Source organism: Streptomyces sp. NPDC026673, from assembly GCF_040638135.1.
Classification (GTDB): domain Bacteria; phylum Actinomycetota; class Actinomycetes; order Streptomycetales; family Streptomycetaceae; genus Actinacidiphila.
Genome location: NZ_JBEZXR010000001.1, coordinates 248,631 through 267,438 on the forward strand (window position 1 = coordinate 248,631; position 18,808 = coordinate 267,438).

Here is an 18,808-nt window from a genome sequence, read left to right on the forward strand (position 1 = left end):
GCCCCGCCCCGCCCCGCCCCGGCCCGGGCCGACCGGCCCCGGGTCCAGGCCAGGCTCTAGCCGCGCACCAGCGCGGCGACGATCACCACGACCACCAGCAGGGCGAGGGCGGCGGTCATTACGCGGGTACGGGTCTTCGGGTCCACACATCGAGGTTAACGGGGCGCCCTCAGTGCCCCAGCGGGCAGGTCCGCACCGTCTCGTAGCGGGGCTGCGCCCCGGGCACCCCGGGTGTGGGCGGATGGCTCCGCACCAGGCAGACCGCCGCCGCCGTCCAGGGCGTCCCCGCGAACCGCGCGAGGGCGTCCGTGAAGGGCCGCAGGCCCACCCTCGTCCGCCCGGAACGCTGCCGGGCCAGCGTGAGGTGGGCGTGGAAGCGGCCGTGCTCGTCCTCGTGGTGGATGCCCGCCCGCCGGGCGGCCGCCTGCGCCGCCGCCGCCGGGCGCCCGAGGTCGTCGCCGTCCAGCCCGGTCCACAAGGTGCGGTCGCCGAAGCGGCCTCCGCCGGTCAGGGCGATCCGGCAGGGCGGGTGGCGCCGCGCGGCTCGTTCCAGGCGCTCGACCAGCCCCGGCACAACGGCCTCGTCCACCTCGCCGAGGAACGCCAGCGTGATGTGCCACCCGGCCCGCTCCGTCCAGCGCAGCCCGTCGGCGCCCGGCAGGGCGCGCAGCGCGTCCACGGCGCCCCCCAGTTCGGCGAGGGCCGCCCTCGGGGGCACGACGGCCACGAACAGCCTCATGCCCCCAGGGTGCACCGGTACGGCCTCGGGCGTGCTCCGGCGCGCTCCGTCCGGTCCAGCGGATCTAGCGCGCGATGTCCGCGTAGCCCTCGATGTCGCGCGGGTCCCGGGAGCCCGGGCCGACGTAGCGGGCGGACGGGCGCACCAGACGGCCCGTGCGCTTCTGCTCCAGGATGTGCGCGGACCAGCCGGCCGTCCGGGCGCAGGTGAACATCGAGGTGAACATGTGGGCCGGGACCTCGGCGAAGTCCAGGATGATCGCCGCCCAGAACTCCACGTTGGTCGCCAGGACGCGGTCCGGGCGGCGCGCGTGCAGCTCCTCCAGGGCGGCCTTCTCCAGCGCCTCCGCGATCTCGTAGCGGGGGGCGCCCAGCTCCCTGGCCGTACGGCGCAGCACCCGCGCCCGCGGGTCCTCGGCGCGGTAGACGCGGTGGCCGAAGCCCATCAGGCGCTCGCCCTTGTCGAGGGCCTGCTTGACGTACGCCTCGGCGTCGCCGGTCCGCTCGATCTCCTCGATCATGCCCAGGACGCGCGAGGGCGCGCCGCCGTGCAGGGGGCCCGACATGGCGCCGACCGCGCCGGACAGCGCGGCGGCCACGTCGGCGCCGGTGGAGGCGATGACCCGGGCGGTGAACGTGGAGGCGTTCATGCCGTGCTCGGCGGCGGAGGTCCAGTAGGCGTCGACGGCCTTGACGTGCTTGGGGTCCGGCTCGCCGCGCCAGCGGATCATGAAGCGCTCGACGACCGTCTCGGCCTTGTCGATCTCACGCTGCGGCACCATCGGCAGCCCCTGGCCGCGCGCCGACTGCGCCACGTACGACAGCGCCGTCACGGCCGCGCGCGAGAGGTCCTCGCGGGCCTGCTCGGCGTCGATGTCCAGCAGCGGCTTCAGGCCCCACACCGGGGCGAGCATCGCCAGCGCCGACTGGACGTCGACGCGGATGTCACCGGAGTGGACGGGGATCGGGAAGGGCTCGGCGGGCGGCAGACCGGGGTTGAAGGCACCGTCGACCAGCAGGCCCCACACGTTCCCGAAGGAGACGTGGCCCACCAGGTCCTCGATGTCCACGCCGCGGTAGCGGAGGGCGCCGCCTTCCTTGTCGGGTTCGGCGATCTCCGTTTCGAAGGCGACGACTCCCTCGAGTCCGGGTACGAAGTCGGACATCAGGCGGCTCCTCTTGATGCGGTCGACGATCCGGTGGCGCTTGTGGCACAGGGGTGGTGCACAGGGTGTGGCACTGGGTGCCCGCACGATATCCCCCGATGTCGAGAGGGCACAGTTTCCCGGCCTGTAAGTCTGTCCCCTTCCGCAGGTGACGTGAAGCGTGAGGTCCGGCACATACTTCGGCGCATCGCCGGGCACATGGTGCCGCCGCCGTGCTGCAAGATGTGCGGGTGCAGCACAGCCACCACGATCCCGCCGCCATGCGCAAGCAGTACCGCGCCCACGGACTGACCGAGGCCGAGCTGGCCGGCGACCCGTACACGCAGTTCGCGCACTGGTTCGCCGACGCCGTCAACGCCCGCGTCGACGAACCCAACGCCATGGTCGTCTCCACCGCGGGAGCGGACGGGCTGCCCAGCTCGCGCACGGTCCTGCTGAAGAGCTACGACCACCGCGGCTTCGTCTTCTTCACCAACTACGGTTCCAGGAAGGGCCGCGAGCTCACCGAGCGGCCGTACGCCTCGCTGCTCTTCCCCTGGCACCCGATCGCGCGCCAGGTGATCGTGGCGGGCGCCGTCGAGCGTGTCTCGCGCGAGGAGACCGAGGCGTACTTCCGCACCCGGCCGCACGGCTCGCGGATCGGCGCCTGGGCGAGCGAGCAGTCAACGGTGGTGGGCTCGCGGGAGGAGCTGGAGCGGCGCTACGAGGAGCTGTCGGCCCGCTACCCCGAGGACACGGACGTGCCGGTGCCGCCGCAGTGGGGCGGTTTCCGGGTGGTCGCGCGCAGCGTGGAGTTCTGGCAGGGGCGGGAGAACCGGCTGCACGACCGGCTGGTGTACACGGCCGGGGCCGGGGACGGCGGCTGGACTGTGCGGCGCCTGGCGCCGTAGCGGCCGCGGACGCAGACGACCCGCGGGCTGCTCCCCGGACGGCGTACCGTCCGGGCATCGGCCGGACGAATCCGACGAGCCCGCGGGTCGGGTGACTGCGATGGAATTGGCCCGCTACGCACATCGCGCGCAGGCGAGGAGCGCAGGCGTCAGCCCGCAGTCACCTCACGCGTCCGATGGGAACTCATTCTCCGGACCACCTCCCTTCATGTGTGCTCGCCACCTTAGGCACGGGTTCGGCGGGCGACAACCCATTTATTCGCCCCGCGCCCCAGGGGCATCCCCGGCACCGAATTTCCGCGAACACCCTGTGTCGTGGGTCACACGGGGGTTGAATGTTGCGACGTGCAGTCATTCGATGCGACGCCGCAGCTGCTTGCCGCGCTCCTCGACGGCATGGAGGCCGGACTCTGTGCCCTCGACCGCGACGGAGTGATCACGCACTGGAATTCCGAGGCCACCCGCATCCTGGGCTGGACGCCGGAGGAGGCCGTGGGCCGGCGCGGCTTCGCCGGCTGGGCCGCACGCACCGCCGACGCCGAGGAGGTGCGCGAACGGCTCCTGGGCGCCATGGGGGCGAACGGCCGCCAGGTGCACGAGTTCGCGCTGCTCACCAAGGACGGCCGGCGGGTCCTGGTGCGCACCCAGGCGGCCGCCGTGCACGGCTCCGACGGGCGCCCGGCCGGCGTCTACTGCGCCTTCTCCGAGGTGCACGCGCAGATCGACCTGGAGCGCTCGATAGCCCTCAGCGAGGCGCTCTTCGACGACGCCTCCTGCGGGGTCGTCCTGGTCGACGCCGATCTGCGGCCCGTCGTCGTCAACGCGTACGCCGCGCGCATGCTGCGCACCAGCCGGGACGCGCCGCTCGGCCGGCCGCTCGGCGACTTCCTCGACCAGGGCGTGGAGGAGCTGGAGAGCGCCCTGCAGCATGTGCTCGCCGAAGGCGCGCCCCCCGCGCCCGGCGAGCTGTGGGTGAGCCTGCGGGAGGAGGGCGGTGCGCGGTGCTGCTGGCGCAGCGGCTTCGTGCGGCTCGGCTCGCCGCTCGGGGAGGAGCCGGTGCCGCTCGGCGTCGGCTGGCTCTTCCACGACATCACGGAGGGAAAGCTCGCCGAGCAGGAGGCGGCGCGCCTGCGCTTCCGCAGCAACCAACTGCACCGCGCCGCGCTGGCCGTCGCGGAGTGCGAGGACCCGATGGAGGCGGCCACCTGCTACGTGGACTTCGCGCTGGCGGGCTTCGCCGAGCACGCGCTGCTCGACGTGCTCGCGCCCGACGGGGTCCGGCTCGTGCGGGCCGCCGCCACGCCCCCCGGCGGTGCGGGGCCCTGCCTCCCGGTGGCCGGGGGCATCCCGGTGCGGTACGGGGAGGGGCATCCGGCGCTTCAGGCGGTCGCCCGTACCGGCGCCGTCCGCGCCGGCTTCGGCGCCGCGGCCGCCGAGCCCGCCTCCCGTGCCCAGGTCGACAGCTGGGCCGCCGCCCGGCGCTGGCCCGACGGCACCGTCCACGGCCTGTGCGCCGTGCTCCGCAGCCGCGGCCGCACCCTCGGCGTGCTCACGTTCCTGCGCGGTGCGGGCCGTCGGCCCTTCGACCGCGCCGACGGCGCCTTCGCCGAGGACGTCGCCCTGCGGGTGGCGGCCGCCCTCGACCTGCCGCCGCGGGCGTGACGGCGGCTCGGCGGCGGGCTCGGTGGCGGGCTCAGCGGCGGTAGAAGATCCGGTCCGCGTAGGCGTCGAAGACCTCCGCGTTCCACTCGTGGCCCCCGTCCACGTTGCCCGAGCGGAGCATGGGCGGGGTGACGCCGCGCCCGGCCAGGTCCGCCGCGGCGGTGGCCACGACGGCCTGCATCAGGGCGCTGGTCACCACGGTGGAGGCCGGTCCGAACGGCGCCGGGATCCCCGGTACGGACAGCTCGGCGTCCCCCGGCGCGATCTTGCTGTCGATCACGATGTCGCAGTGGTCCTTCAGGAAGGTGCCGCTCGCGTGGCGCGACCGCGTCTCCTTGGCGTACGCCACCGATGTGACGCCGATCACCTTCATCCCGAGCGCCCCGGCCTCCTGCGCCATCTCCACGGGGAGCGGGTTGCGGCCGGAGAGGGAGATGATCACCAGCAGGTCGCCCGCCCGCGCGGGCGAGCTGCGCAGCACGACCCCGGCCAGGCCGCCGACCTGTTCGAGCGCGCTGCCGAGCGTGGCCGGGACGACGTCCACGCCGACCGCGCCGGGTACGGCCAGCAGGTTGACCAGGGCGAGGCCGCCCGCGCGGTAGACGACGTCCTGGGCGGCGAGCGAGGAGTGGCCGGCGCCGAAGACGAAGACCCGCCCCCCGGCCGCCACGGTGTCCGCGAGCGCGGCCGCGGCCGCCTCGATCCCCGCGGACTCCTCGTCCCTCACGCGCCCCAGCAGTGCGATGGCGGCGTCGAAATATGTGGCGGCCAGATCGGTCATGCCGAGAACCGTGGTGCCGCGGCGTCCGCCTGTCAACCACGGGGCCCCGCTTGTCGGTCCCATGCGTCAGAATTGAGTTCAGGGCCACGTACGAGCCACCGAGGGGCACGCATGTCCGGACTGATCGACACGACGGAGATGTATCTCCGCACCATCCTTGAGCTGGAGGAGGAGGGTGTGGTCCCCATGCGCGCCCGAATCGCCGAACGGCTCGACCAGAGCGGACCCACCGTCAGCCAGACCGTCGCGCGCATGGAGCGGGACGGCCTGGTGCATGTCGCGGGAGACCGGCATCTGGAGCTGACCTCCGAGGGCCGCAGGATCGCGACGCGCGTGATGCGCAAGCACCGGCTCGCCGAGTGCCTGCTCGTCGACGTCATCGGCCTGGAGTGGGAGCACGTGCACGCCGAGGCGTGCCGCTGGGAGCACGTGATGAGCGAGGCGGTGGAGCGCCGCGTCCTCGAGCTGCTGCGGCATCCGACGGAGTCGCCGTACGGGAACCCGATCCCGGGTCTGGAGGAGCTGGGCGAGAAGGACGGCGCCGACCCGTTCCTGGACGAGGGCATGGTCAGCCTGACCGAGCTGGAGCCCGGCGTGGCCGGCGCGAGCGTGGTCGTGCGGCGGATCGGTGAGCCGATCCAGACGGACGCCCAGCTGATGTACACGCTGCGGCGGGCCGGTGTGCAGCCGGGTGCGGTGGTGTCGGTGACCCCGTCCGCGGGCGGCGTGATGGTCGGCAGCGGAGGCGAGGCCGCGGAGCTGAACACGGAGACCGCCTCGCACGTCTTCGTCGCCAAGCGGTAGCCGCCGTCGGTGCCGGGGTCGTTGTCCGAGGGACCCCGGCGCCTCCCCATGCGCCGGAGTCCCTTCCTCCCCCGTTCCCTCCCCGATCCCTCCCCTGGGCCCCCGTGGAGCCCACCCGGATCCCCGAGCTGTCCGGGTGGCTCCCCGCTGCCCGTCTTCCCCGCCGGGCCGCGTCCCGCTGGAGTCCTCCCCTCGGCGCGGGCCGCCAATCCTTGAGCGTTGTCACTCGAAAGAGCGGTGTTGCGCGTGTGAAGACCCGCGTCGAACAGAGTTTCGATAGCGTGGGGGTCTAGAACGTCACGTACCAGGGGGTGCGGCACATGGCCAGGCGCGTCGAAGTCACCGGAGCGGGCGGCCTCCCGCTCACGGCGTGGGAGTACGCAGACGAGTCCGCCCCTGCCGTCGGGCCCGAGTCCCAGGCGGCGCTGCGGCCGGCCGTCCTGCTGCTGCACGGTCTGATGGGACGGGCCTCCCAGTGGGCCGGCACCGCGCGCCGGCTCGCCGGCGGGCACCGGGTGGTGGCCCTGGACCAGCGCGGTCACGGACGCAGCGCCAAGCCCGAGGGTCCCTATACGCGTGAGGCCTATGTGGCCGACGCGGCCGCCGTGATCGAACAGCTGGGCCTCGCCCCGGCCACCGTCGTGGGCCACTCGATGGGGGCGCTCACCGCCTGCCAACTGGCCGCGCGCCGGCCGTCGCTGGTGCGGGCCGTGGCCCTGTGCGACATGCGGGCCGCGGCCCCCGGGGAGGCGAGCCGGCGTCGCTGGGAGGAGTGGTTCGGGGCCTGGCCGCTGCCCTTCGCCAGCCTCGACGCGGTGCGCCGGTGGTTCGGGGAGGACGATCCCTGGCTGGAGGGCGCCCGCCCCGCCCGGGGGCGGTTCTTCGCCGAGGCGATGGAGGAGCGCGCCGACGGCTGGCGCCCGGAGTTCGAAGCGCGGCACATGCTGCGCTCCCGGGAGCCCTGGATCAACGACGCCCACTGGGACGAGCTGGCGCGGGTGTCCTGCCCCGCTCTCGTCGTGCGCGGCTGGGACGGGGAGCTGGGCCGCGCCGAGGCGCAGGAGATGGTCCGCGTGCTGCCCCGGGGTTCGTACGCGGAGATCCCCGACGCCGGGCACCTGGTCCCCTGGGACCAGCCCGAGGCCTGGTACACGGCGGTCGAGGCCTTCCTGGCCGACGTCGCCGAGGTGCCGGTCTGACGGCCGATCCGACAGCCGGTCCGACAGCCGGGTCTGACAGGGGCCGGCCTGACCGATCGCGGCCGGTCCGGCCGGCGCTTCCTCCGGTGGACCCGGAGGGGGCGTCGGCCGGGCGTCAGGCGAAGACGACCGTGCGCCGGCCGTTGAGCAGCACGCGGTGCTCGCTGTGCCACTTCACGGCCCGCGCCAGGGCCTGGCACTCCACGTCGCGGCCGACGGCCACCAGCTGCTCCGGCGTGACCCCGTGGCCCACCCGCTCGACCTCCTGCTCGATGATCGGGCCCTCGTCGAGGTCGGCGGTGACGTAGTGCGCCGTCGCGCCGATCAGCTTCACACCACGGGCGTGGGCCTGGTGGTAGGGCCGGGCGCCCTTGAAACTGGGCAGGAAGGAGTGGTGGATGTTGATGATCCTGCCGGACAGTTCCTTGCAGAGGTGGTCCGACAGCACCTGCATGTAGCGGGCGAGGACGACCAGCTGGACGTTCTCCTTCTCCACCAGGTCCAGGAGTTGCGCCTCGGCCTCGGCCTTGTTCTCCTTCGTCACCGGGATGTGGTGGAAGGGGACGTCGTAGGAGCCGGCGAGTTCCGCGAAGTCGGTGTGGTTGGAGACGACTGCGGCGATCTCCACCGGCAGCGCGCCGATGCTGGTGCGGAAGAGCAGATCGTTCAGGCAGTGCCCGAACTTGCTGACCATGAGGATCACGCGCATCCGCTCGGCGGAGGGAGTGATCTGCCAGTCCATGCCGTAGGCGTCGGCGACGGCCGCGAAACTGGCCCGCAGCTTGTCGGCGGTGACCGGATGGCCCGCGGAGAAGTGCACCCGCATGAAGAACAGCCCCGTGTCGTGGTCGCCGAACTGCTGGCTGTCCTCGATGTTGCACCCGGTCATGAAGAGATAGCTCGACACGGCGTGCACGATGCCCGCCTTGTCGGGGCAGGACAGGGTGAGGATGTACTGCTCTGGCTGCGGCTGCGACTCGTGGGCGGCGTTCACGGGGCTAGGGTCGCACAAAGAGCTCCCGCCGATCCAAGCCGTCCGCGGGTCGGTCGCCCGGGATGTCGCGCCGGGTGCGCGTCCCGTTCGCGCCGTCCGGACGCCTCAGGCGGTGCGGGTGTAGATCTTGAGGATTTCCAGTGACCGCGGCGGCGTGTCGGGGTCCTCGCCGTCCCCGGCCGCCAGTCGCACATGGGCCTCGCGGGCGGCCCGTACGGCCTCGGGCCAGGCGTGGTGCTCCAGATAGGCGGAGACGGGGGCGTCGGCGCCGACCTGGTGAAGTATCTTCAGCACCCGCAGCACGGCCACGTCGACCAGGGCGGCCTCCTGGGAGTCCCGGAAGACGGTGCCCACGTACTTCTCCGCGGACCAGTTGTCCAGCCAGGTGTCCTCGACCAGGCGGTAGACGGCGTCGGTCACGTCGCCGTAGCCCGGTTGCCCGGCAAGCCAGACCTCGCGCTGGAACACCGGGTCGCTGATCATGTGCAGCGCGGAACGCACGTTCGCGCGCCAGCGCCACCAGGGCATGTCGTTGAGCGGCATGCCCCCCATCGTGGAGGAGCGGGTGCCGCGGCGGGAAGACTTCTCCGTACTCTGCACAGTGCACGATCGTACGTGCTCCCGGGCGCACACAGTCTGTTCACCCGATGGTGACCCTCCGTTCCCGCGCGTTCACCCTGGCGTTGCGATGGGCGCGGAATCTTCCCATTCATGAGTGATTGGCGTACGCGCAGAGCCCTTCCGCTCGTTTCCGCGATGGCCGGCGTCGCCCTGCTGGCGGGATGCGGCACGCTCCAGGGAGGGGCGAGCGGTACCACCGGGCCCATCGTGGTCATGACATGGGCGCCGCAGAACACGAACGCGACCAACATGGCGGGCATGCCCGCCATGGCCAAGACCTTCGCCAAGTACATCAACGCCCGCGGCGGTGTCGCGGGCCGGGAGCTGAAGGTCCTCACCTGCAACGACCGCAACACCGCGCTCGGCGCCCAGGACTGCGCCCAGCGCGCCGCCGACGAGGGCGCGGTCGCCGTCGTCGGCTCCTACAGCCAGTACGGCGCCGCCTTCACCTCCACGCTGGAGGCCGAGGGCATCCCGTACGTGGGCGGCTACGGGGTCACCCAGGACGAGTTCGAGAGCCCGCTCTCCTATCCCGTCAACGGCGGCCTGCCCGCGCTGATGGCCGGCGCCGGGCGCCAACTGGCCGGCAAGTGCGGCAAGGTGAGCCTGATACGCCCCGACACCGCGGTGGGCGACCTCTACGCCCGCTTCCTCGACGCGGGACTCCGCGACGCTGGCAGCACCAGCGCCACCGACCTGCGCGCCCCCGAGGACTCCACCGACTACAACGCGATCTCCCGGCAGGCCATCGGCGCCAACAAGCCGAGCGACTGCGTGAGCGCCGCGCTCGGCGACAAGACCGCCACCTTCTTCGACGCCTTCCGCCGGACGACCACCGTCGACCCGGTCACCGGCGGGGAGGACGGGCCCAAGGCGCGGATCGCGTCCATCCTCGGCAGCGTCCAGCAGTCCACGCTCGACAGCACCGGCGGCGGCAACAGCCCGCTGGAGGGCGCCTACATCACCGGCTGGTACCCGCCGTCCTCCGACTCGCGCTGGGCCGTGATGCGCAACACCATCAAGAGGTACGCCTTCGGCGACAACAGCGTCGACGCGGACGACCCCGGCGTGCAGACCACCTGGATCGCCTACACCGCGCTCACCGAGGTCATCGAGAAGATGGGCAAGGACCGGCCGGTCACGCCCTCGTCGCTGAAGGTCGCTCTCGACCAGGCGCACGGCATCTCGACCGACGGCCTCACACCCCCGCTCGGCTGGCGGGACGAGGACGCGGCAGCCATCATCGACCAGCCGCGTCTGGTCAACGGCCGGGTCACCTTCCAGAAGGTCGAGAAGGGCCGGCTGGTCGCCGCGCGCAACGGCTTCGTGGACGTCACGCACACCCTGGAGGACGCCCCGCGCTGATCCGCCGCCGCGCGTCCGGGCCGAGTGGGCGGAAGCCCCGGCCGAGGCGGCGGCGGTACGGCGACCGAAGCGGCGCGAGCGCCGGCGGCCCCGCCGCCGGCGCTTCGGTGTGCCGGGGAACCGTCCTCAGAGCTGGTAGGACTGATGCTGCGTCAGCCCGTACTTCTTCGCGACGGGGTTCCACAGCGTCACGGCGCTCTTCTTCGCCTGCGAGGCGGTGTTGCTCTCGCGGTCCCCCTGCGTCCTCTGGGGGGTGCTCTTGGCCTGCCCTTGGCGGCACATCTTCTTGCCGCTCTTCACCTGGTCGGCCCAGGCCGCGTAGTGGTTGTCGGCGGCCGCTGAGGCCTTCCACGCGCTGTTGAGGGCGTCGGTGAGGGCCTGGTGGTCGGGGACCTGGTCCAGCGGCAGCGTCTTCAGCCGCGCCATCAGGTCGTTGCGCTGCTGGGCGGCGGCGCGCAGATCCGCGGCCGCTCCGTCGAGGTTCTGGCAGCCCTTGATGTTCTCGACGGCCCTGACCACGGAGCTCCGGTTGGCGCCGCTCGTCTTGAGCAGTGCCTCGAGCCCCTTCGCCTGCTTCTCCGCCGCGCTCTCGCCGCCCCCGGAGGAGGCCGGGGCGGAGGCGCTCGCGGAGGAGGACGGGGTCGGGCCCGCGGCCTGCTTGTCGTCGTCCCCGCCGCTCATCAGGGCCCCCGCGAGCAGTCCGGCGACCGCGCAGCCGCCGACGACGATGCCGATCAGGGCGGCCGGGGTGAGCTTGCGGCGGGCCGGGGCGGGCTCGTCGTAGTCGTAGGACTGCTGCGGCGCGTAGGCCGGCTGTGCGTAGTCCGGCTGCGCGTAGCCCGGCTGTGCGTAGTCCGGCTGTGCGTAGTCCGGGGACGGGGCGTAACCGGGGGAGGGGGCGTGGGCCGGCTCCTGCCGGGGCGGGCCGTCCTGGCGGTACAGGTGCCCGAAGTCGTCGTGGGGCTGCTGTGCCGGGAGCAGGGTGTCGTGCGCCTGGTGCCCTTGCGGGTAGCCGTATCCGGGCGCCGGAGCCGGGGCCTGCTGGTCCTCGAAGCGCGGGAGGTGCTGGGTCGCGTCCGCCTCGGCCGGGGTGCCCGGGCGTATGCCGTACGGCGCCGCGTCGGGCATCGGGTACGGCGGCAGGACCTGGGTGGCGTCCGCCACGGGACCGGGCTGGAACTGGGGCGCCGGGGGCTGCTGCGGCTGCACCGCGTGGTGCTGCGGCTCATGGGCCGGCATGGGCGGCATGGGCGGCTGGGCCTGCGGATACGGCGGGAAGAACTGTGTCGCGTCGGTGTCCGGGAAGGACTGCTGCGGTGGGCTGTACGGCTGGGGCTGTTCGCCCCAGGGCTGCCCGCTCGCGGGGCCCGTGCCCCACGCGGCGGTCGCTCCCGGGCCGGGTATGCCCCCGTCCGCGGGCAGCACCACGCCCTCGTGCACCTCCGGATACGCCTCGTCACCGCGTCCGCCGTGCATCACCGGTACCTCTGCCTTCTCCGTCGCTACGGAATCGTCGGCTCACGCTACCGGTCGGCTTCGGACGCCACCACGCCGCGGGGGGTCCGGCGCGGGCCGGCCGGGGCGCCCAGGCGCAGAACAGGGTGCCCTTGCCGGTGGGTTGATGTCGTTCGCGTAACGATTCGGTGGACGGGGGCGCGCGACGCCCCCATCCCCGTGCGGCTACGCCGCCAGCTCCCGCTCCTCCAGCCGGGCGTCGAACTCCCGGACGGCGGCCTCCGCGGCGTACGGCTGCAGGCGCAGGCGGAGGTCCTCGAGGTACTCCGCGCCGCGGGTGGTGCGGATCGTGGCGAGCAGTTCGACGGCCTGGGCGCCGGTGTGGCAGGCCTGCTCGACCTCCCGCTGCTGGACCTGGGCCTGGGCGAGCAGCAGCAGGCCGATCGCCCGGCGGCGGGCCTTCTCCGGACCGTGCCCGGCCAGTGCCTCCTCGGCCCGGCGGGCCGCCTGCGGCGCCTGGTTGAGGTCGCGGTGACAGTGCGCGAGCTCGTCGGCGAGGTACGCCTGGCCGAAGTGCCCGATCCAGTCGGGGTCGTCGTCGGGACTGGAGTGGTCCAGCGCCTCGACGGCCTGCCCCGCGACGGTGCCGCAGGCGCGCGCGTCCCCCATCAGCGCGTGGCCCCGCGCCTCCGCCGCGTAGAACATGGCCTGCGCCGTGGCGGTGACCTGGCCGCGCGCACCCTCCTGCGCGGCACGGGCGAGTTGGGCGATCTCCCGCGGGTTGCCGAGCTGCGCGGCGAGGTGGCTCATCCCCGCGGCGAGGACGTAGCCCCCGTACGCGCGGTCGCCGGCCGCCTGGGCCAGGCGCAGTGCCTGGATGTAGTAGCGCTGGGCGAGCCCGGGCTGGCCGGTGTCGACGGCCATGTAGCCGGCGAGTTCGGTCAGCCGGGCGACGGCGGAGAAGAGCTGACGGCCCGTGGACTCCCGGTACGAGCCCGCGAGGAGCCCGGAGACCACGCTGTTGAGGTAGTGCACCACCACCGGGCGGACGTGACCGCTGCCGAAGCGGTGGTCGAGTTCCTTCAGCGACTGGGTGGTGGCCCGCACCGCCTCGACGTCCGACATGCCGACCCGTTGTCCTCCGGTCCGCGCGACCTGCGGGTCGGCGCGGGTGATCAGCCAGTCGCGGCTGGGCTCGACCAGGGCCGAGGCGGCCACGTTGGAGCCGGTGAGGAAGTCGCGGCGGCCCACGTCGCTCCGCCACAGCTCGCAGACCTGCTCGATCGCGCCGAGGACGGTGGGCGAGAAGTGCAGGCCGACTCCGGTGGCCAGGTTCTTGCCGTTGGCCATGCCGATCTCGTCGATGGTGACGGTGCGGCCCAGCTTGCGGCCGATCGCCTCGGCGATGATCGCCGGTGCCCGGCCCCGCGGTTGCTGGCCGCGTAGCCAGCGGGCCACGGATGTCTTGTCGTAACGCAGGTCGAGGCCGTGCTCCGCGCCGCACATGTTGACCCGGCGGGCCAATCCGGCGTTGGAGCAGCCTGCCTCCTGGATCAGTGCCTGCAGCCGTTCGTTCGGCTGGCGGGCGACGAGCGGTCGTGCGGCCATGGGCTCCCCCTCACAGCTGCCGCTTTCGGGACCTCAAGATCCCTTCCCGAAGATCCCTTCCCGGTACGCGCCACTCAAATGCCCCGCAAACGACATAATTTACGGAGGGATGCATGCTTACACACCCAAGGGTGACTACCCGGATGCCGAACCTCCCCCACCGCGCGCCCCCGCTTGTGCTCCCGTGCGCCCGGCATGAGCCGCGAGGCCGCACCATCACTGCCCGTAACCCCTGCTGGGCCGCGCAGTTGTGAAGGTCGTGGAAGACACCGTGGAACACCCCATCGCAGCCCCGCGGCGGATCGCCGGACAACTCCTCGACGCCGCGGTCGGCTACGCGGAGGAGCGGCACTGGGATGTGCTGCCCGGTGCCTGGCTCGTGGAGGACGCCGCCCCGGCCGGCCGCGGCGGTCCGCGCATCCCGCGCTGTTCCTGCGGCTACACCGCGTGCCCGGCGCCCGGGGCGCATCCGGCCGGGCCGGACTGGATCGGGGAGGCGAGCGGGAACGGCGCCGCGGTACGCAGGATGTGGCTGCGGCAGCCCGAGTCCTCGATCCTGCTGCCCACCGGGCGTACCTTCGACGCCATCGACGTTCCGGAGGACGCCGGCTGCCTGGCGCTGGCCCGCATGGAGCGGATGGAACTGCCCCTCGGCCCGGTGCTCGGCACCCCCGCCCGCCGGATGGTCTTCTTCGTACTTCCCGGTGCCGCCGCCAAGGCGCCGGACCTGCTGCGCCGGCTCGGCTGGGCCCCGTCCTCGCTCGACCTGGTGGTGCGCGGCGACGGCGACTGGGTTCCGGCCCCGCCCACGCGCCTGGGCACCGGCGGTGTCGTCCAGTGGGTACGCAAGCCCACGGCCCTGAACCGGTGGCTGCCGGACACCGAGGAGCTCATCTGCCCCCTCGCGTACGCCTGTGGGCGCGGACGCTAGGAGAGACCGGTCCGGACGGGCATAGGCTGGGCGGATGCCGAACGCATCCGCCGCGCCTGCCGTGCGCGTCCATGGACTGTGGAAACGCTTCGGGCAGCAGATCGCCGTGGCCGGGATCGATCTGACGCTGCCCGCCGGTCAATTCGTGGGACTCGTGGGGCCCAACGGCGCGGGCAAGACCACGACCCTCTCGATGGTGACGGGGCTGCTGCGACCCGATGACGGCCTCATCGAGGTCGGCGGTGCCGACGTCTGGCGCGACCCGGTCGCGGTGAAGTCCCGCATCGGTGTACTGCCCGAGGGACTGCGGCTGTTCGAGCGGCTCACCGGCCGCGAGCTGCTGGCCTACACCGGGCGGCTGCGCGGCATCCCCGGCGCGGAGGCCGACCGCCGGGCCGCCCAGCTGCTCGACGTGCTCGATCTGGCCGGGGCCGCCGGCAAGCTCGTGGTGGACTACTCGACGGGCATGCGCAAGAAGATCGGGCTGGCGGCGGCGCTGCTGCACAACCCCGAAGTGCTCTTCCTGGACGAGCCCTTCGAGGGGGTCGACCCCGTCTCCGCCCAGGCCATCCGCGGGGTGCTGGACCGCTACACCGCCTCCGGGGCGACCGTCGTGTTCTCCTCGCACGTCATGGAGCTGGTGGAGAGCCTCTGCGACTGGGTCGCGGTGATGGCCGCCGGCCGGATCGTGGCGCAGGGGCCGCTCGCCGAGGTGCGCGGGCAGGCGCCGACCCTTCAGGACGCCTTCCTGACCCTGGTAGGCGCGCGGGACCGCGGACCGGGGCAGGACCTGGACTGGCTCGGCGGGGCCAACGCGCCCCAGGCGCCGGGCGCCGAGAGCGCTCCGGGTGCTCCGGGCGGCGGGGACGGCGGGAGCGGCGGGAGCGGCGGGGCCGGGACGGCCGGGGCGGGCCGGGCGTGACGGGCACCTTCGTACGGCTCAAGCTGTCCGTCATCCGCAACGGCCTCCGTCAGTCGACCGGACGCACGGTCGGCTGGATCATCGGCACGCTGGTGGCCCTGCTGTACGCGTTGGGCCTGAGCGTGGGACTGGTCGCCCTGCACGGCAACGACTACGCGCCCTCGGCGGCCGTCGGCGTCGGGGTGGTGCTCGGCGTCGGCTGGGCGGTGATGCCGCTGTTCGTCTTCGGCGGGGACGACACCCTCGATCCGACGCGGCTGGCCATGCTGCCGCTGCGGCCGCGGCCGCTGATCCGGGCACTCCTGGTGTCCTCGCTCGTCGGTGTCGGGCCCCTGCTCACGCTCCTGGTGGCGACCGGCGCGGCGGTGTCCGTCACGGCGGGTGCCGCGTCGGCCGCGGTGGCGGTTCTCGCGGTGCCGCTCACCGTGCTGCTGTGCGTCGCCCTCTCGCGGGCCGTCGCCGCCGCCAACACCCGGCTGCTGACCAGCCGCAAGGGGCGCGACCTGGCGGTGCTCAGCGGCGTACTCGTCGCGGTGGGGGCCCAGTTGGTCAACCTGGGTGTCAACTCCCTGACCTCGGGGAACGGCCTGGAGCGGATCAGCCCGCTGACCTCCGCGCTGCGCTGGCTGCCGCCCGCGTCGGCGCTGGACGCGGTGCACTCCGCGGGGGAGGGCGCGTACGGGGTCGCGGCCGCCGAACTCGGCTCCGCCGCCGCCGTTCTGGGGCTCGTGCTCGTGTGGTGGCACCGCACCCTGGACCGGCTGATGACCCGCCCCGACGCCTCCACCCTGCAGGCGGGCCCGTCGAGCGTCCGCGAGACGCGGTTCCGGCTGATCCCCGAAGGGCGCACCGGCACGGTCATGGAGCGCCAGTTCCGCTACGCCTGGCGCGATCCGCGGACCAAGGCCGGCTGGGCCACGGCCTTGGCCGTGGGGCTGATGCTGCCGGTCGTCTCGGCGCTCCAGCACGGCAGCGTCTACACCGCCTGCTGGGCGGCCGGTCTGCTCGGGCTGCAGATGTACAACCAGTTCGGCATGGACGGATCCGCCTTCTGGACGGTCTCCGCGACCATCTCCTCCCGGGGGGACGCGTACGCGGAACTGCGCGGGCGGGCCCTGGCGATCGCGGTGGTGGGCGTGCCGTACGTGGTCCTCGTCACCCTCGGCGCCGCCTTCCTGCTGGGGCGGTTGGACGCGGCGGCCGAGACGCTCGGGCTCTCCTTCGCGCTGCTGGGTGCGCTCATCGCCACCGGCGCCTGGGCGAGTGTCCGCTTTCCCTACTCCATGCCCCGGGAGAACCGCTTCGGCAGCGCCGCCGCACCGGGCCAGGCGAGCCTGGCCTGGCTCAGCCTCATCGGCGGCGCGGCGATGGGTGCGGCGATCACACTCCCCGTCCTGGGTGTGCTGATCTGGCTCCACGTCTCGGGGCGGCACGCCGCGCTGTGGCTCGTCCTGCCGCTCGGCTGCCTCTACGGTGCCGCGGTCGCGGTGCTAGGGGTGCGGACCGCGGCGCCCCGTCTGCTGGGGCGCCTGCCGGAGGTGCTGACGGCGGTCAGCAAGGGCTGACGGGCCTCCCCCGGTCCCTTGGCCCCTTGGCCTCTCGGGCTCTTCGGCTTTTCGCCTCCCGGCTGCTCCCACGGCCCGCGCCTGCCGTGCTGGTGACGACGGGCTCTAGAGGCGTGACAACGATGCCGTGGCGTGCAGGACGTCCCGGATAGCGGCCCGGTCCCCGTCGCGTCCGGCGGCGATCCGGGCGGGGGAGATGTGTCCCGCGGCCAGCTGGCAGAAGTCGAGCTGGTCGACGGCGATCTCGGCGACCACCGCCTCCGGGGTGCCGATCGCACCGGGCGAGTCGAGGGAGATGTACCAGTGGCCGCCGCCGGAGCCCTCGACGTGAAGGTCGAGGGTGCGGCCCGGGGCGCCGGCCCGCACCAGCCGCGCGGCGGACTCGGCGAGCCCGGCCTGGCGGAGCGCGGCCAGGGCGGTGGGGAGCATCCGGGCCGCGAGATCGATCATGCGGTTGAGGTGCGGTGCCGCCGGCGGACCGTACTCGGGGTAGTCCAGGGCCTGTGCGATGTCCTCGGCGTGGATCCAGCACTCGAAGGCGCGGTCGATCAGGGCGTCCCGCATCGGTACGACGGCGTCGGCGAAGTCCACCGGCAGCCCGCCGGTCGCGGAGCCCGCGAAGGACAGCGTCCGCACGATGTCCCGCGTCTGGGTACGCCACTTGTTGCGGACGAAGGCGTGCGTGTGGCGGCGGCAGCGCTCCCCGGCGAGTTCGGTGCGCTCCAGGCGCGTACGGGGCGCGCCGGGGCCGAGCGGGTCGTCGAGGCCCAGGGCGGTGGCCACGACCCCGTCCACCGAGCCGAGGTGGGCGAGGACGCCGCACAGGGTCAGTTCGCGTGCGCCGCCGGCCCAGACGAGCTTGACGGGCATGTCCCACTCGGGCTCGCCGAGGTCGGCGAGGAGCGCGTCGAGGCGCGCGGTCTCGGCGTCGTAGGGCGCGGCCCATTCGGGGACGGGGATGCGGGCGGGGCGGCGGCCCAGGCAGCCCTCCAGGACGCGGGCGCGCAGCAGTGGGTCGAGGTCGAGGGACTCCTCCTGGTGGAGCAGGCCGACCGCGCGGCGCAGCCGCAGCGCCTCCTCCGCGCAGGGCGCGCAGTCGGTGAGGTGGAGTTCGACGGCGCCGGCCTCGTCGTGGGAACAGGCCGACAGCGCCCAGGCGCCGAGGAGCGAGCGCAGCACGCGGTGCTCGTACTGGGGCAGTTGCCGCTGCGCGGGTTCCCGGGCGGGCGCATGCTCCGGCTCGCGCGCCGACTCCGGCGACGTTGGCGCGGGCGCGTCGGCCGGGTCGACCCGGTCGGGCGAGGACGGGGGTACGGGGACGACCTCCGGCAGCGGACCGTCCTCGGCGGCGCCGCGCGGCATCGGCACCCGGGGCAGGTTGGTTCCGGGCGGGGGCGTCTCGCCGTTCTCGGCCGGTCCGTTCACAGCGGCCTTCCCTGGGGCGAGGAGTCCTGCACTGCGGTGGACAGCAACTGCAGCCCGAGCCTGAGGCGGCGGCGCGCCTCGTCCTCGGTGACCCCAAGGTCGGCCGCCGCCGCGCGGTAGTCCATGCGGCGGCGGTAGGCGAGGTCGAGGGCCTGGCGCAGGGGTTCGGGCATGGAGGTCACGATGTAGTCGGCGCGGGCGGCCGCCGAGGCCTCCCGGACCCGGGCCTCGACCTGTTCCGGGGTACCGGCGCCGCGGTTCTCGGACTGGCGCAGCCGGTGGACGGACTGCCGCTGGGTGAGACCGGCGATCCAGGAGCGCAGCGACCCCTGCTTGGGGTCGTAGGCGTCGGGGTTCTCCCAGATGTAGCCGAAGACCTCGCGGGTGATCTGCGCGGCGGCGTCCTCGTCGGCCATGACGCGGTGGGCGAGGCTGTGCACGAGGGAGGCGTAGCGGTCGTACAGCTCGCCGAGCGCGGCCTCCTCGCCGCGTGCGAGCCGTTGTTGCATCTTCCGGTCCCAGCGGGGTGGTGCGGATGCCGCCATCGCGTCGTCCCCCTTTGTCACCATCGCCCGGCTCCGGTCGCACTGCCTCGCATCGAATGTATCCGCCGATTGCTGCCATGTACGGCGCCTTGCGGCAAGCTTCTGCCACAACTGATCGATTCTGGTAATGAGTTATC

Annotated in this window: 17 protein-coding genes; 8 read left to right on the top strand and 9 right to left on the bottom strand. The window is 73.5% G+C overall.

Annotation, left to right across the window (positions count from 1 at the left end; all coding sequences use genetic code 11):
* Window positions 1-169: 169 nt before the first annotated feature.
* The gene (gene thpR / locus AB0F62_RS01200; RefSeq protein WP_361790587.1) at window positions 170-739 is read right to left on the bottom strand and encodes an RNA 2',3'-cyclic phosphodiesterase; all 570 of its coding nucleotides are present in this window, start codon (window positions 737-739) and stop codon (window positions 170-172) included.
* A 64-nt stretch (window positions 740-803) separates the two neighbouring features.
* Window positions 804-1,904 (bottom strand): citrate synthase 2, encoded by a 1,101-nt coding sequence (locus tag AB0F62_RS01205; protein ID WP_361790590.1) that lies wholly within the window; start codon window positions 1,902-1,904, stop codon window positions 804-806.
* A gap of 260 nt (window positions 1,905-2,164) precedes the next feature.
* On the opposite strand from AB0F62_RS01205, the gene pdxH reads away from it, so the two are divergent.
* Together pdxH and AB0F62_RS01215 are read left to right on the top strand one after the other, a co-directional pair.
* Entirely contained in the window at window positions 2,165-2,794 is a 630-nt protein-coding gene (gene pdxH / locus AB0F62_RS01210) for a pyridoxamine 5'-phosphate oxidase (RefSeq protein ID WP_361790807.1), read from the top strand.
* Between the two features lie 345 nt (window positions 2,795-3,139).
* Window positions 3,140-4,456 carry a PAS domain-containing protein gene (locus tag AB0F62_RS01215; RefSeq protein ID WP_361790593.1) on the top strand — a complete coding sequence of 439 codons (1,317 nt, stop codon included), beginning with the start codon at window positions 3,140-3,142 and terminating at the stop codon, window positions 4,454-4,456.
* Window positions 4,457-4,487: 31 nt separating this feature from the next.
* On the opposite strand, the gene AB0F62_RS01220 is transcribed toward AB0F62_RS01215, so the two are convergent.
* On the bottom strand, window positions 4,488-5,237 hold the full coding sequence (locus AB0F62_RS01220; RefSeq protein ID WP_361790596.1) for an SIS domain-containing protein: 750 nt from the start codon (window positions 5,235-5,237) through the stop codon (window positions 4,488-4,490).
* Window positions 5,238-5,348: 111 nt separating this feature from the next.
* On the opposite strand from AB0F62_RS01220, the gene AB0F62_RS01225 reads away from it, so the two are divergent.
* Together AB0F62_RS01225 and AB0F62_RS01230 are read left to right on the top strand one after the other, a co-directional pair.
* A complete protein-coding gene (locus AB0F62_RS01225; protein WP_361790599.1) occupies window positions 5,349-6,041 on the top strand; it encodes a metal-dependent transcriptional regulator in 693 nt (230 codons plus the stop codon).
* 320 nt (window positions 6,042-6,361) lie between these two features.
* Entirely contained in the window at window positions 6,362-7,240 is an 879-nt protein-coding gene (locus AB0F62_RS01230) for an alpha/beta hydrolase (protein ID WP_361790602.1), read from the top strand.
* 115 nt (window positions 7,241-7,355) lie between these two features.
* On the opposite strand, the gene purU is transcribed toward AB0F62_RS01230, so the two are convergent.
* Both purU and AB0F62_RS01240 read right to left on the bottom strand, forming a co-directional pair.
* A complete protein-coding gene (purU, locus tag AB0F62_RS01235) occupies window positions 7,356-8,234 on the bottom strand; it encodes a formyltetrahydrofolate deformylase (protein ID WP_361790605.1) in 879 nt (292 codons plus the stop codon).
* Window positions 8,235-8,339: 105 nt separating this feature from the next.
* A complete protein-coding gene (locus AB0F62_RS01240; RefSeq protein WP_361790810.1) occupies window positions 8,340-8,786 on the bottom strand; it encodes a hypothetical protein in 447 nt (148 codons plus the stop codon).
* Between the two features lie 159 nt (window positions 8,787-8,945).
* Between AB0F62_RS01240 and AB0F62_RS01245 the strand changes: the two genes are divergently transcribed.
* The gene (locus tag AB0F62_RS01245; protein WP_361790608.1) at window positions 8,946-10,220 is read left to right on the top strand and encodes an ABC transporter substrate-binding protein; all 1,275 of its coding nucleotides are present in this window, start codon (window positions 8,946-8,948) and stop codon (window positions 10,218-10,220) included.
* 126 nt (window positions 10,221-10,346) lie between these two features.
* Here AB0F62_RS01245 and AB0F62_RS01250 read toward each other — a convergent pair whose 3' ends face one another.
* Both AB0F62_RS01250 and AB0F62_RS01255 read right to left on the bottom strand, forming a co-directional pair.
* Window positions 10,347-11,696, bottom strand: a complete 1,350-nt coding sequence (locus tag AB0F62_RS01250; protein ID WP_361790611.1) for a hypothetical protein — start codon at window positions 11,694-11,696, stop codon at window positions 10,347-10,349.
* A 204-nt stretch (window positions 11,697-11,900) separates the two neighbouring features.
* Window positions 11,901-13,283 (bottom strand): transcriptional regulator, encoded by a 1,383-nt coding sequence (locus tag AB0F62_RS01255; protein WP_361790614.1) that lies wholly within the window; start codon window positions 13,281-13,283, stop codon window positions 11,901-11,903.
* Between the two features lie 271 nt (window positions 13,284-13,554).
* Between AB0F62_RS01255 and AB0F62_RS01260 the strand changes: the two genes are divergently transcribed.
* Genes AB0F62_RS01260 through AB0F62_RS01270 form a run of 3 tightly spaced genes read left to right on the top strand, consistent with a single transcriptional unit; the run spans window position 13,555 to window position 16,701 of the window.
* Complete coding sequence (locus AB0F62_RS01260) at window positions 13,555-14,214, top strand: bifunctional DNA primase/polymerase (RefSeq protein ID WP_361790617.1); 660 nt, start codon at window positions 13,555-13,557, stop codon at window positions 14,212-14,214.
* Between the two features lie 34 nt (window positions 14,215-14,248).
* The gene (locus AB0F62_RS01265; protein ID WP_361790620.1) at window positions 14,249-15,136 is read left to right on the top strand and encodes an ABC transporter ATP-binding protein; all 888 of its coding nucleotides are present in this window, start codon (window positions 14,249-14,251) and stop codon (window positions 15,134-15,136) included.
* Entirely contained in the window at window positions 15,133-16,701 is a 1,569-nt protein-coding gene (locus AB0F62_RS01270; protein WP_361790623.1) for a transporter, read from the top strand. Before AB0F62_RS01265 ends, AB0F62_RS01270 begins: the two co-directional genes overlap by 4 nt.
* A gap of 105 nt (window positions 16,702-16,806) precedes the next feature.
* Here the strand turns inward: AB0F62_RS01270 and AB0F62_RS01275 are convergent, their stop codons facing one another.
* Together AB0F62_RS01275 and AB0F62_RS01280 are read right to left on the bottom strand one after the other, a co-directional pair.
* Window positions 16,807-18,126 (bottom strand): maleylpyruvate isomerase N-terminal domain-containing protein, encoded by a 1,320-nt coding sequence (locus tag AB0F62_RS01275; RefSeq protein WP_361790626.1) that lies wholly within the window; start codon window positions 18,124-18,126, stop codon window positions 16,807-16,809.
* Window positions 18,123-18,671 (bottom strand): sigma-70 family RNA polymerase sigma factor, encoded by a 549-nt coding sequence (locus tag AB0F62_RS01280; protein WP_361790813.1) that lies wholly within the window; start codon window positions 18,669-18,671, stop codon window positions 18,123-18,125. Before AB0F62_RS01280 ends, AB0F62_RS01275 begins: the two co-directional genes overlap by 4 nt.
* Window positions 18,672-18,808: the final 137 nt, after the last annotated feature.

Excerpts from the sequence above, each read along its gene's own strand:
- AB0F62_RS01245 (WP_361790608.1), top strand. The coding sequence starts at position 8,946 with ATGAGTGATTGGCGTACGCGCAGAGCCCTTCCGCTCGTTTCCGCGATG.
- pdxH (WP_361790807.1), top strand. The coding sequence starts at position 2,165 with ATGCGCAAGCAGTACCGCGCCCACGGACTGACCGAGGCCGAGCTGGCC.
- AB0F62_RS01225 (WP_361790599.1), top strand. The coding sequence starts at position 5,349 with ATGTCCGGACTGATCGACACGACGGAGATGTATCTCCGCACCATCCTT.
- AB0F62_RS01265 (WP_361790620.1), top strand. The coding sequence starts at position 14,249 with ATGCCGAACGCATCCGCCGCGCCTGCCGTGCGCGTCCATGGACTGTGG.
- thpR (WP_361790587.1), bottom strand. The coding sequence starts at position 739 with ATGAGGCTGTTCGTGGCCGTCGTGCCCCCGAGGGCGGCCCTCGCCGAA.
- AB0F62_RS01255 (WP_361790614.1), bottom strand. The coding sequence starts at position 13,283 with ATGGCCGCACGACCGCTCGTCGCCCGCCAGCCGAACGAACGGCTGCAG.
- AB0F62_RS01240 (WP_361790810.1), bottom strand. The coding sequence starts at position 8,786 with ATGGGGGGCATGCCGCTCAACGACATGCCCTGGTGGCGCTGGCGCGCG.
- AB0F62_RS01250 (WP_361790611.1), bottom strand. The coding sequence starts at position 11,696 with ATGCACGGCGGACGCGGTGACGAGGCGTATCCGGAGGTGCACGAGGGC.
- AB0F62_RS01280 (WP_361790813.1), bottom strand. The coding sequence starts at position 18,671 with ATGGCGGCATCCGCACCACCCCGCTGGGACCGGAAGATGCAACAACGG.
- AB0F62_RS01230 (WP_361790602.1), top strand. The coding sequence starts at position 6,362 with ATGGCCAGGCGCGTCGAAGTCACCGGAGCGGGCGGCCTCCCGCTCACG.
- AB0F62_RS01220 (WP_361790596.1), bottom strand. The coding sequence starts at position 5,237 with ATGACCGATCTGGCCGCCACATATTTCGACGCCGCCATCGCACTGCTG.
- AB0F62_RS01205 (WP_361790590.1), bottom strand. The coding sequence starts at position 1,904 with ATGTCCGACTTCGTACCCGGACTCGAGGGAGTCGTCGCCTTCGAAACG.